This is a genomic window from Mesorhizobium sp. BHscii (genome assembly GCF_053848065.1).
In genome coordinates, this window is the sequence record NZ_JBSPKW010000007.1 from 150,915 (window position 1) to 163,544 (window position 12,630).

Annotated in this window: 10 protein-coding genes; 4 read left to right on the top strand and 6 right to left on the bottom strand. The window is 59.3% G+C overall.

Features of this window, described 5'->3' with window-relative positions; translation table 11 throughout:
• Positions 1 to 431: 431 nt before the first annotated feature.
• From ACWTU7_RS12865 to ACWTU7_RS12880, 4 genes are read right to left on the bottom strand one after another with little or no spacing between them, the layout of a single operon-like run.
• Positions 432 to 3,341: a DEAD/DEAH box helicase family protein gene (locus ACWTU7_RS12865; RefSeq protein WP_455838802.1), complete on the bottom strand. Its 2,910-nt coding sequence runs from the start codon at positions 3,339 to 3,341 to the stop codon at positions 432 to 434.
• Positions 3,338 to 4,858, bottom strand: coding sequence for a site-specific DNA-methyltransferase (locus tag ACWTU7_RS12870; RefSeq protein WP_455846522.1), 1,521 nt, complete (start codon positions 4,856 to 4,858; stop codon positions 3,338 to 3,340). The genes ACWTU7_RS12865 and ACWTU7_RS12870 overlap by 4 nt, the downstream gene beginning before the upstream one ends.
• A 48-nt stretch (positions 4,859 to 4,906) precedes the next feature.
• Positions 4,907 to 5,035: a hypothetical protein gene (locus tag ACWTU7_RS12875; RefSeq protein WP_455838804.1), complete on the bottom strand. Its 129-nt coding sequence runs from the start codon at positions 5,033 to 5,035 to the stop codon at positions 4,907 to 4,909.
• Positions 5,035 to 7,896 carry an SNF2-related protein gene (locus tag ACWTU7_RS12880; protein ID WP_455838805.1) on the bottom strand — a complete coding sequence of 954 codons (2,862 nt, stop codon included), beginning with the start codon at positions 7,894 to 7,896 and terminating at the stop codon, positions 5,035 to 5,037. Before ACWTU7_RS12880 ends, ACWTU7_RS12875 begins: the two co-directional genes overlap by 1 nt.
• Positions 7,897 to 8,626: 730 nt before the next feature.
• On the opposite strand from ACWTU7_RS12880, the gene ACWTU7_RS12885 reads away from it, so the two are divergent.
• On the top strand, positions 8,627 to 8,860 hold the full coding sequence (locus ACWTU7_RS12885; RefSeq protein WP_455838806.1) for a hypothetical protein: 234 nt from the start codon (positions 8,627 to 8,629) through the stop codon (positions 8,858 to 8,860).
• Positions 8,861 to 8,902: 42 nt separating this feature from the next.
• Here the strand turns inward: ACWTU7_RS12885 and ACWTU7_RS12890 are convergent, their stop codons facing one another.
• Positions 8,903 to 9,208 carry a hypothetical protein gene (locus tag ACWTU7_RS12890; RefSeq protein ID WP_455838807.1) on the bottom strand — a complete coding sequence of 102 codons (306 nt, stop codon included), beginning with the start codon at positions 9,206 to 9,208 and terminating at the stop codon, positions 8,903 to 8,905.
• Positions 9,209 to 9,428: 220 nt separating this feature from the next.
• Positions 9,429 to 9,938, bottom strand: a complete 510-nt coding sequence (locus tag ACWTU7_RS12895; RefSeq protein ID WP_455838808.1) for a MarR family winged helix-turn-helix transcriptional regulator — start codon at positions 9,936 to 9,938, stop codon at positions 9,429 to 9,431.
• Positions 9,939 to 10,161: 223 nt separating this feature from the next.
• Between ACWTU7_RS12895 and ACWTU7_RS12900 the strand changes: the two genes are divergently transcribed.
• From ACWTU7_RS12900 to ACWTU7_RS12910, 3 genes are all read left to right on the top strand, one after another.
• On the top strand, positions 10,162 to 10,554 hold the full coding sequence (locus tag ACWTU7_RS12900) for a methyltransferase family protein (RefSeq protein WP_455838809.1): 393 nt from the start codon (positions 10,162 to 10,164) through the stop codon (positions 10,552 to 10,554).
• 104 nt (positions 10,555 to 10,658) lie between these two features.
• Positions 10,659 to 11,456, top strand: a complete 798-nt coding sequence (locus ACWTU7_RS12905) for a pyrroline-5-carboxylate reductase (RefSeq protein ID WP_455838810.1) — start codon at positions 10,659 to 10,661, stop codon at positions 11,454 to 11,456.
• 2 nt (positions 11,457 to 11,458) lie between these two features.
• Positions 11,459 to 12,460 carry a D-2-hydroxyacid dehydrogenase gene (locus tag ACWTU7_RS12910; RefSeq protein ID WP_455838869.1) on the top strand — a complete coding sequence of 334 codons (1,002 nt, stop codon included), beginning with the start codon at positions 11,459 to 11,461 and terminating at the stop codon, positions 12,458 to 12,460.
• Positions 12,461 to 12,630 lie beyond the last annotated feature (170 nt).

A 12,630-nucleotide genomic window follows, 5' to 3' on the forward strand; every position in this document is an offset into this window, starting at 1 on the left:
CGGCGACTGATTTTTGACGATCTCGCCCTATGCCTCGAGATCGCCTCTGGTCATAAGGGCTACAGGCGCACGCATGAGTCCAACTTTTTGTGGCGCTCGGCAGAATGAGTCCAGCTTGTTGTGGCGACAATGGTCCAAGAGATTGTCGTTGCAGGCCAGCAAGCCGTTGTTTTCGCTCGTACCTGAGTCCAAGCTGTTGTGACGCCCGACAAAGTTTGCCCGCATGGAATACAGGCTTTCGGAGCTGGCTCCCGGCTTTGCCACTATACCAATCTGCAGTCACCCATGGCGGCGTGAGGACCGGTCCAAGCGCGGGGCCCAGTGCCCGCACTCTCGCGGACATCTGCATTACCAGTGTATTGCTTTGGAGCCACTTTGCATCGGTAGGGAGCCTGAGTGTGAAACTCAGCTGCCATCCCATTAGTGGTGCGCTAGCATGGCTCCGTCCGCCAGATCGGCGTAAAGAACCGTTCGATGGCTTCTATCCACCTGCCAACAGTAACTTCAGCCGAGAGCCTCAGTAGCTGGAAATTCAAAGTGAGTTTAAACTGTGCCCTTAGTTCCGTGTCGGCAACTTGCGTGTACGCTGACAGCAGACCCGGCAGAGTCGTGTTGAGGTCAATGGCGTCATCCGGCGCCAGCACATAGCGCCAGGGCTTGGTATTGTGAGCTTTCGAGTGATGCTCGGTGGCGATCATGCACCACAGCGCCGCCGCACGCGCTTTCCGGCGAACATCGGCATCGTTCATGTCTGACCGGCGTTTCGTTTCGAGGATCAGCTTTTCCGTTTTGGTCTCCACTACGAAATCGGGCTGGTATGCGTGTCCTTCCGAGTCGAAGATCTTGAACTGATTTGGACCCGGCTTCATCCATCGCTCGACAGACGAGTCGCGTTCCAAGAGAACAGCCAGCTTGCGCTCTGTATCGGAATCGAATTTGGCCTGCCAGTAGCAGCCGCGCTGGAAGCCCGTGAAAATAAACCGCTTGATCTCGCTGAGCCGTTCTGGAGGCGTTCGGAAGTCGCGAATCGCGTCCTTGCCCGATCCATCGAATGCCTGCGGCTTCAGTTCACCGAACGGTGCATGTAAGGAGACGCGATATGTCGTCTGCGTTCGCCACATATGCTGGCGCATTTGAGCCAGCACGGCGGTGGCCATTTCCTTGCCTCGGCCTTGAAGGACGTTCCGCACCTCCTCGTCGTCCTTCAAGTAAGATCGGAGTCGTCCCACGACCTGTCCAGCCAGATCATAGAGAAGTTCAGCGTGGGCATCGTAGTCGATCTCGTCAAAGTCGATCAGCTTGGCGACAAGATAGTCTTCAAGCCGCGCGGGCCGGTCGCCGCCTTCGTCGCCGCTAATAACGGTCTGCTTCTCCGTCCTCAGCACCTGTACGAGGAGTTCCCGCGAAAGGGGCTGATAGTTCCAACTGCCGACATCGAGTATGAAGGAGCGGAAGCCGAAAGAGACCTGTTCTTGTGGGGTAACCGTCAGGCTCGGGATGGCAATGGTTCGAGCCACGTAGGCAGCGCAGAACTCCGTGACCACTGCCTCAGCACGCTCGGGCGTCAGGTTAGAGAACGGTCCCTCCTTGGAACGCTGAATGGCCATCGCGTCGGCGACGATGCGCTTAACGACCTTCTCGTCCTGCAATTGCTGAATGGTCGTGACTTCCGATTTGATTGACGGAAGAACGTCAGTAAGCACAGTCTGCGCCAACGCCACTTCCTCGGGCTTTTTGAACGTAAAAGCCGGTGCTGGCGGCTCTGACATGCCCCCTGGTGTTGATTCCGGTGCGAACTCATTCACGGTGTTAGGAGTCCGGGCGACCTGCTCGAGCATCTGCTGGATGATGGAGGGGGCCTCGACCATGACCGGCTTGGCCGCCGAAATGTCACCGCCTTCCCCGATCCTGACCTGCTTCAGCTTGTGGATGACACCGTCAGCTGTCCTCGCTCGCTCGATAAGATCGTTGAAGCGGTCGTGAGCGATCACCGTCAGCGTATCGACCGCTTCGACGCCGGTCCTTTTGCCATAGGGCAGGCGCAAGCCTCTGCCGAGCGTCTGCTCGGTCAGGATGTCGGACGCCGAAGCCCGAAGGGGAACGATGGTGAAGAGGTTTGAAACGTCCCACCCCTCCTTCAGCTTGTTCACATGGATGACGATGTCCGTGTCGGTCCCGTGCTCGATATTCAATAGGCGCTGTGCGTTCTCGTCACTTTCCTCGCCGGTCAGCTTCGAGTGGATTTCAGCGACACGGCCTCGATAGCGACCTTCAAAAAAATTGTCGGACTCAACGAACTCGCGGACCTTCCGAGCGTGTTCTGTGTCCTGCGTCACCACGAGCATGAAGGGGTGAACCGTCCGCATCTCGTGCTGCTTTGAGTAGGTCTGGAGCCCGACTTTGACGTGCTCGTGGTAGTGGATGCCGTCTTCGAGCTTTATCCGCTCCAGCACATCTTCATCCACTGATCTGGGGTCGAAGTTGGCCCGGGTGCCGACCGCAGGCTCCTTCACATAGCCTTCTTCCATCGCGCTCGGCAGGTCGTAACGATAGACCACGTTCTTGAAGGCCGCCGAACTGCTGCCAATACTTTTGGGTGTGGCCGTCACCTCCAACCCGAGGATCGGTTTCAGTTCGGTGATGGCCTTTGCGCCCGCCGAGCCGCGATAGCGGTGAGCCTCGTCCATCAACAACACGAGGTCGGGCAGACCCGCGAGATAGGCGAAATAGCTCTCGCCGATGTACTCCTGAAGTCTCTTGATCCGGGGGAGTTGGCCCTTTCTCGCTGAACTGGTCGTGTCAGCGTTGATCTTCGAGATGTTGAAAATATTGATGATCGCGCCTTCTTGACCGAAGAAATCGGTTCCGCGAACGCCGCGCCCTTCCTCGTAGTTCTCGGCGTTAACGATCAGGGGTGGATTATGTGCGAACGCTTCCACGCCCTTGAAAACATATTTCGGGCTGGACGGCTGAAAGTCGGCCAACAGCTTTTCATAGATGGTGAGGTTGGGCGCCAGAACGAAGAAGTTCCGGCTCTTGCCGATCATGAACAGATAGCTGATGAAGGCCCCCATCAGCCGGGTCTTGCCGACGCCGGTTGCGAGCGCGAAGCAGATGCTGGGAAAGTCGCGCTCGAAGTCCTCGAAATCAGCGTCCTCCAGATTGCCATATGCCGCGCGGATCGCCTCGCGGGCGGCTTCGACCTCGGTGTCCTTTGACGGCGCGACCAGATCTACGATGTCGGCCAGTCGCCGCAGAGCTTCGGTCTGGGGCTTCCGCAGCGACAGCCGTTGGTTGATTTGCGTAAGGGCGCGTTTGGGATCGATGGGCGAGACGCTCAAGCCTCGACCTCCTTGTCATCGTCGAACAAAGTCGGCTGGCCGGACGGCAACGACGACTTTCGGGCTGGTGCCGTGTCAATCTCCTGATCGTCGTCGATCAGTGGCAGGGCCTCGATTTTCAGCGAGTAGTCGTCCTTGCCCCACTCGCAGCGGTCAAGAATGGCGCCCGGTATTTTGCGGATGGTCAGGTTGGCGAGGCTGTCGAGATTCACGCTCTGGAATGCCTTGCAGCAGATCAGCAGGGTGCGATCCTGCCCTACCTCGTCAGAAACGGCGCGAAGCTGATCATGCGTCAGGCTATTCGTCGTGACGTAGATAAAGTCTGTCTCCGACGAATAGCCGTGCATCCAATAGTGCTCTGTCGAGGGCGCATACGTGAAGCCGAAATGCTTGCACATAGCCTCAGCCAACATCGCGGGATTGTAGGCTTTGGAGATTACCCATTGGCCGAACTGGTCTTTTTCCAGAAGCGAGGGGGCCAGCCTGAAGTAGCGATAACCGCCTCCGCCCTTCCAGCCGACCGCCTCGGTGATGCCGCTGGGGTCTTTGCCGTCGATAACCTTCTTTAGCCGGGGGACAATGTGCGTTTCACAGTGAACGCCGAGTTCCACCATGATCCAGCGGCGGCCCAGTTTATGTGCGACGGCGCCCGTCGTGCCCGAGCCGCCGAAGGAGTCCAGGACAATGTCGCCCTTAGCCGTGGCTATCTCTATCACACGTTTCAGAAGCTTCTCTGGCTTGGGTGTGTCGAACGCCTTTTCCTTCCCCGCGAGAGCTTTAGCTTCCGCCTTAGACGTCCGATTGCTGCCCGTTTCGGTATGGGTCCAGATAGTTTCGGGAGGTCGTGACTCATTCTGATCCGCATAGACTCGGAAGTAGGCAGACCAACCATTCCGACCAGTCACCCATTCTATGCGATTCATGTCCTGCTCAACGCGCTGCACCCCCCAACGCCAACGGCTATCGCTGCCGTCAGGATTCTTCGGGTAAACTTTCGTTCCGTCGGGCGCGGTAAGAGAAAAATAGAGAGTAGGGCGGGCCTCACGAGTGCCGTCGGCCCCCATAGCTCTTAGCGGCTTTAAATAGTAGGGCCGCCCGGCCTCATCAACTTTGTTGTAGTGTGAGGGCAGGTCTCCGCCTTCTGAGCGAATTTGATTGACCTCGAATGCTTCGATGTCTCGGGCGTACACCAGAATGTAATCGTGTCGTGTCGAAAAAAGGCGAGCATCCATTCGAGGGCTGTCTGCCTTCTCCCAAACAACAGTAGCAACGAAGTTAGTCGCGCCAAAAATTTCATCGAGGATGCACCGTGCGCGGTGAACTTCAACGTCGTCCAGATGTAGCCATATGCTTCCATCGTCCGACAGTAGCCGGTGGATAACGTTGATGCGGTCTCGAAGCAGAGATAACCACAGTGAATGCTCGATCCCATCGTTATAGTGGGTAAACGCCTGACCCGTATTGAAAGGTGGGTCGATATAGGCGCACTTCACACAACCCAGATAACCTGCCTCCAAAGCCTTCAGCGCGAGTAGATTGTCGCCTCGAATCAGGACATTTTCGAATTAATCGCCCTCGCGACGCTTAGTAGCATGATGCGACAAAGTTTCGTCTTCGATAAGGATGCGCGGCTCCAGTCGAGGCCGATTTTCCTTGCCGATCCAAGTCAGTTCGAGCTTGGTCTTCGTGGCCATCAGGCGAGGCTCCATCGGATAGTAAACAGGGTTGTCATCTCGGGCGTAAGGCTCAGCTTGTCCGCGATCTCGTCGAGCATCCGCTCGCGTTCCTCGTCGATCTCCTTCAGCCGCGTGTAAAGCTGGTGCTGGAGATCGTCGGCCCGCCTTTTGAGCGCCGCTGCTTCCCGTTGCAACTCGACCTTCTCCTGAAGATTCTGGACGGCGCGGGCGAGTTTCTTTTTTTCGTTGGCTTCCTTGGTCAAAGCCTTGATCTGTTGATCGTAGGAGATGCGGGCATCGTCACGCCAATTGTCGAGTCGCTCTTCCTCCTCGTTCAGGAACTCACCTAGCCGCTGTTGCGCCCGCCCGACGATCTCCGTCTTGCTATCGTCCAAAACCTTGGTGAGTTCAATCTCCGGCGCGGCGCTTGGGACCTCACTTACGACAGTAGCGGGCACCGTCAGGATGCGTGCCACGGTTTCCGGGTGGACCTGCCCGCCGTCATCCGCAAATGCGGCGCAGATCAGTTCATCGAAGGTTCGGGCAGGCGTCGCGAGCTTGAGCCGGGCGACCCTCATCCAGCCGCCGTTGCCCCGTAGCGGTGCGACGTCACCGAGATTACCGTCGTAGGCAGAATAGTCGAATCTGATCTCGGCGGTTTGAAGATCGCGCTGGGTAGCGCGTGACACCAGTTGATCGGCCAGCCCTTCATCGGCCAGACGAAAGAATTGCCAACCGCGCCCATCGGCCTCTGGCCACTCCGTCGAGTATGTGTCGCCGGAGTAATCGAAACGCTCGACGTGATCGGGATGGAACCGCGCCTCCGGCAGTTCTGCGCGCGCGAGGTTGAGCAGGGCGCGTTTGAACTCGTCGAGCGACGAGGAGATAGAATCCTTACGAAAGTGTAGCCGGGCGATGACCTTGTCGTCCATCTCGGCCAGCAGTTTGTTGCGAGCCGCTGCCTTGGCCTCGTCGATCTCAAACGCGAACTCATTTTGCAGCGCGTCGAACGCGACGTTGATCTCCTCGTTGTTGCGGCACGATTGAACGATGTCGAGGATGCGCCGCTCTATATCGACGCCGGATTCGATTGCACCCAGCACCTCGTCGGAGGAGCCGAACACGCCTTCAAACAGCTTGAACTTCTGATCGAGCAGTTGAACGATCCGCGCTTCCGCCTGATTCTTGCGGTTCATGAAGTTGATGACGGTCACGTCGATCTTCTGGCCGTAGCGGTGGCAGCGACCGATCCGCTGCTCGATCCGTTGGGGGTTCCAAGGCAGGTCATAGTTGATGAGCAGGGAACAAAACTGAAGGTTGATGCCCTCGGCTCCCGACTCCGTGGCGATGAGGATGGTGCGGTCGTTCCTAAAAGCATCGACGATGGCAGCCTTCATGTCCGCCGTCCTGGATCCTGACACGACATCCGTGCCGCGATGCTTCTCCAGCCACGCCTTATATACGGCGTTGCTGTCCCTGTCGGAGTTCGAGCCGTTGAGGACGACGGTCTGCCCTTGGAACCCCTTGGCTTCCAGCATTTCGCGTAGGTAGGTCTGGGTGCGAACGGACTCCGTGAAGATGACGGCCTTGCGCAGGCCGTCCTTGGCCACGATCTCGTTTAGAACGCCTGGCAGGCTATCGAGGAGGGCTTTGCCCTTTGCGTTTGTCTGAATTGACGCGGCGAGGTCGCGGTAACGCTTCAGCTCATCGATCTCATTTTGTAGGTGCTTGGGATCGATTCCCTCAACGGCGTTGTCGGTGTCATCCTGTAGGGCCTCGGCTTCCATCGCCTGACCCTCTTCCCGCCATTCATCGGCTGTCTCTTCCAGCCCGTCGATGTCGTCCAGCGCGTCTTCGTTGATGGATAGCTTTCGCTCTAGGCGGGTAACCATCTTGTCCAGCGTTGCGGCGACCGCGAAGGACGATGATCCAAGGATTTTGCGTAACACCAACGTGACGAGGTGACGGCCATTTTGCCCCACCGCGAGTGTGTCATCACGCTGAAGGTAGTGCGACATGTGCTCGTAGAGGTCGGATTCCAACTTGTCAGGGGTGAAGTCGAAGGTCCTTGCCAGACGATTGGTGTAGTTGATCAGGCCAGCCTTTTGAACCTGACGACGCAGCGTTCGTTTGCAGATCGGCTCCAGACGGCGGGCCAGCAACGCCTGCGAGGTGCGGTCCTCTCGACCGCCAAACTCGGCGCGAAAAGCCTGCTCGGAACCGAAGTAGGTCTCGTCGATGATGGTGACTAGGCCATAGAGTTCCATAAGGTTGTTTTGCAGCGGTGTTGCCGTCAGCAGCAGTTTCTGGCGACCGGCAAGTGCATCGCGGAGGACAGCCGCCCGTGAGGTCTCGGCGGCTCGGTAGACGTTGCGCAGCTTGTGAGCCTCATCGAAGACAATGAGGTTCCATCCAATCCCACGAAGCTGGTCGGCAATCCCTGCCGCATATTCGTAGGAGAGAACGATTATGCCTTCACCTCGTCCCAGCGGATTGGGCTTTCCGGCCTTGTTCAGGTCTTTGACGCGCTTGGCGTCGAGAATGATCGAGGGCAGCGAAAATTTTTCGCGCAACTCCGTCGCCCACTGCTTACGGAGCGAGGCCGGGACGATGAGCAGTAGCTGCCGCTGGCGCTCCCACCACCGCTGGCTGAGCACCAGCGCCGCCTCAATTGTCTTGCCCAGACCGACCTCATCAGCCAGCAAAACGCCCTTCGACAGCGGCGAGCGCAGGGCAAACATGGCGGCATCGACCTGATGCGGATTCAGATCGACACGAGCCGACGATAGCGATTGAGTCAGGCCGTCTTTCTCATCCAAACCTTCGCGGGTAAGGAAATGAGCGAAGTACTGCGCCTGATGTGGCGTGTAAAAGGTCAAGAAGCCCCCTCGGCAAAGCGAATACGTCTGATGATAATTATCTATCAAGGTTCGATTGCACGACTTTTAACACCCATGCAGGACCTCGGCGACTCTGAGCGACAGCAGTCCACATATCTCGTGTGCTAAGCGCGCCTAAGGGCGACAACTTGGTACCTCCGAGCCGTCACTAACGACTGGTAAATTATCAAACGAAACATTGAAAGGGATACCTGCTGAGCGATCCGGGCGGATGCCAGGCATGGAGGAAAAACCTGCCGCTCCTATCGCGCGTGACCACGAGCAGCGGAAACAAAGCTGGGGAAAGAGGGGAGCGGTTGCCGCTCCCCTCTTCATGAATTCAGGCAGCACGCCAAAAGACGCTTCGAAGTCCTTGTAAGTGGCATCGACGGAGGGCAGTGCATCTTGCGCTGAGGCCGGAGAAGCGACGCCGATGGCCAATGCCGCGGCGGCATCGCGGCGGGGCCATCTCCCGCCGCTCGATTCAGATGGATTTCAAGTCTCAGGCACTGAGGGCCCCGGCTCCGTGCAGGCCTCGCGGATCGCCGCGACATGCCAGTGGTCCGTGCCCAGCAGCCGCCTAGGATCCGCATGGTCGGAAAGGACCGCCGTACCGCCCGATAACGCTGGCCGAGATCGGTCCATCACGCCACCTTCCACCTCACCAATGCTCTGGAACTCAATCGGCTTCGGACGATTGTTCGTGGGTAGATCTCGAAGGGAGAAACCATTGTCCGCACCTGACGAAATGGACGTCGTCCTCGAAAAGCTGCCTTTGAGGATCGGCGCCTACGTACCCGACGACTTGCTGGAAGACTGGTTCGCGCCGGGAACGGGCATGAACCCGGTCAGCCCGGAAGCGCTGGCGGCCGCCAAGACTTACGGATGGCGCTTCGAATGCGAGTTCAAGCACTATCCCGAACGGATGGAGGGCGTGTTCTGGAAGTGGGTGCCTGCGATCTGATCCGCGCAGGGCCAGTAGAAACGGACAGGCTTCCTGATCCCCTCAGCCGCCGCCGATCGGCGTCGTCACCTTTCCGGTTCCGCCGCATTCGGGGCAGGTCCGGCCGTCGATCATGCCTGTCCCGGCGCAGCGGTGACACATATGCTCGCCGGCGCCAGGAATGCCAGCCGGGACTTCGTCGGGATTGGCTTGACCTTCCGCAAGTTGCGCAGGTTTGCCTCGCATCCGGGCGGCGGTCTCGTCGACTTCAAGCGACGTGCTGCTGTCGTCCGGTTCGCCGGATTGGCCTATGGTTTCGTTGCGCGGCCGGTCGTTCGTGCCTGTCGTTATCTTTGGTTTCCGAGCCATTGCAGTACTCTTTTGCCGATTCCAGGCGCAGCTCTCAGTTCCTGCGGTTTCGAACGCCTCAGCTCCGCAGAGGTTCCGGTTGGCAACTGTCCGCCGGCCGGCCCGGACGGAAGTGGCAATCAGCAACCGTTCCAAGCTGAAATGTCACGAGATAGGGGCGCTCATCGCTCAGGCAGGACGGGAATGCCTTTCATTGGCGCCGCGCAACGTTGCGCCTGCGCTACGACAGCCGCTCCGACCGGACTTTCACATCGTCGCTCAGCTGCCGCACGATCTCAGCGGTCTTGCGGATGTCGGCTTCGTCGAGAGCGACGCCCATGGTCGAGGCGATCGCCATCAGCTGGGCGTTCAGCTCGCTGTGGCGCGCGGCGCCTTTGCGCGTCAGCTGCACAAGCTTCGAGCGCCGGTGTTTTGGATTGTCGATGAATTCGACCAGCCCCTCGGCCGCAAGCTCATCCGCCAGCCGCTGCATGCGCTGACGGCTGGTGGGCCGCATCTGGGCGATCTGCGGCACGGTGAGCGGGCCAAGCAGCGCGAGGCTTCGCATGAAGCCGAACGCACCGCCGCCCCAACTGGTGATGAGCCCTGTCTTCTGGCCGAGAGCCCGTATTCTGAAGAAGCACTGGGCCACTTCGAGCATCAGCTCGGTGATCGCCTCGGCCTTGCCGTCAACGACGGGGTCCGTCCCTGTTCTTGGGCCCAACTCAGTCCCGTGTCGTGCCGGCGCCATCGCTTCCGTTTCCTTTTATCTCCGCCAATTTCCGCGATTGACACCGCTGTTGTCAACTTTTAGAATGACACCTTGGTTGTCGTTTCTAGGCGGCTATGCGCTTCATAGCCCCTAGGCATATGCGGGAGCAGACATGGAAATGGCTGGGCAAACCGACACCGGAACCGCAGGCGTCATCGCGAGACCGCCCCTGCTCTTTCTCGCTGCGTTTCTGATTGGCTTCGTGCTGGATCGCCTGCTGCGCTTGCCGTTCCCGATTCCCGGGATGGTCACCTGGATCATCGGCGGCTCGCTGATCGCGATCGGTTTTGCGCTTTTCGCCGCGGGCATTCGCAACTTCATGCGCGCGGAAACGCCGGTGCCGACGAATGAGCCGACGCGCGTGCTGGTGACGACCGGCATCCACGGCTGGACGCGCAATCCGATCTACCTCGGCATGTTCCTCATCTATGGCGGCATCGGCGTGGCCGCGCAGAATATTTGGATCCTTGTCCTCACGCTGCCGCTTGCAATCCTGATCCGCTACGGCGTCGTCGCCCGCGAGGAGGCCTACCTCGAGCGGCGCTTCGGCGATGCGTATCTCGACTACAGGCAACGCGTGCGGCGGTGGCTCTGAGCGTCGCAAGAATGCCGATCGCGGGCTCTGATCCCAAAGTCCTGCCGAGCTGGTACTATTTTGTCGGCTGACGACGATCCAGAACCAACGCTTAGGGATTTCAAATGAAACTCGGCTTCATCGGCACAGGCGCGCTCACGTCAGCGATTGTCACCGGACTTAAATCCGCCGCGGACAATTCCGTACCGGTGCTCCTGTCGCCTCGTAATGAAGAAATCGCTGCCGGCCTGGCGCTTCGCTACCCAGATGTACGCGTTGCAGCCGATAATCAGGCCGTCGTCGACAGTTGCGATACGATCATGCTAGCGGTTCGGCCGCAGGTTGCGCATGACGTGCTAACAGGATTGCAGTTTCGTCGGGACCATCACGTCGTCAGCTTGATCGCCACCCTGTCGCGCGAGGAGATAGCCGCGTTGATCGCTCCTGTGGAGCACGTGACAAAAGCACTTCCCATGCCGATGATCGCTCACAGGCAGGGAGCGACAATCATCTGTCCGCCCGACCGGCGCATGGCGGCGTTTTTCGACCGGCTGGGAAAGGTGATCGAAGTCGATGATCCGAGCGAGTTCGACGCGCTGAGCGTCGTTACCGCGACATTTGCCAGTTATTTCAAATATCTCGACACCATCAATGGCTGGCTGAAACAGCATGGCGTCGCCGAGGCGCGGGCGCGCGACTATATCGTCACCATATTCAAAGCGCTGGCCAACGCACCGGAGACGACGCCGGATACGGGCTTCATGGATCTGGCGCAAGACTATGCAACACGCGGCGGGATCAACGAACAGATTTTGAGCGAGCTCACGGCACGGAACGTCTTTGATGCCTTCGCAGAAAGCCTGGATGGCGTGCATCGGCGTATCTCGGCAGGAGCAGCGCCACGCATTGGTCCTCCATCGTGACGATGACAGCCGGCCCTAGCGTAATCCTCCACACCAACGCGCCGGCCGTGGCGATGAACGTGCTGCGGGAAACGCATCCGGGGCTGTCGATTTACCCCTGTGACAGCTACGCCGGCCTGGCCGCCCTGATAGAAGAGACAAAAGCCGAGATCGTCTACTCGGTGCGCTTCGACGGCACAGCGCGCTTTCCGCGTTCCGCTCTCCTGGAAAGCCCGACGGTGAAATGGGTGTCGGTCGGCGGGTCGGGGACAGATCATCTGGGTCGCTGGAACCCCGAAAAGGTCACGGTGACGAACGCCGCCGGGGTCGCGGCCGACATGATGGCCGAATATGCGCTGGGGGCGATGCTGTCCTTCTCGCTGGGTCTTCGAAATTTCGCCAGGCATCAGCGCGCGCGGACATGGGTCACTGGCACAGTAGAGCCGATCCAGGGCAAGACCTTGCTGCTGCTCGGCCTCGGCAGGACCGGGCAGGCATTGGCCCGGCGTGCCAAGGCCCTGGGGCTGACGACGCTCGGCGTGCGTGCGCATCCCAGGCCAACTACAGATGTCGATGAGGTTCATGGCATCGAGGCATTGCCGGGACTTTGGGGCCGGGCCGACTTCATCGCCTGTTGCGTGCCGCTGCTGGAGGCGACGCGCGGGCTGATCGGCGCTGCGGCGTTTGCCGCGATGAAGCCGTCGGCGGTGCTCATCGACGTTTCGCGTGGCGGCGTCGTGGATGAGGCAGCGCTGCTGTCGGCGCTCGATGGCGGTTGCATCAAAGGCGCCGCGCTCGATGTCTTTTCGACCGAGCCACTGCCGGCGGATCACCCACTTTGGGGCTATGAGAGCGTGATCGTCACGCCGCATTGCTCGTCGGTCTATGAAGGCTGGGAGGAGAAAGCGCTGGCTATGTTCGCAGACAATCTCAGCCGCTATCGGCGCGGCGAAAAGCTGCTCGGCGTTGTCGATCCAATGCGCGGTTACTATTCCTCTGCACAGAGGATTTGGTTCTTTGACTGAGCCTGAAGGAGGCTGTGATGGTTGCCGCCGACCGATCTCCTCCTGCCAATCTCGAGGGTTTGCGATTAGCCATAAGCCACCACACCTTCGTCATCCCAGGGCGGAGCAAGGAGCGAAGCGACGCGGCGCAGACCCTGGGATCCATTCCGTTACCTCAGCCGAGGAATGCA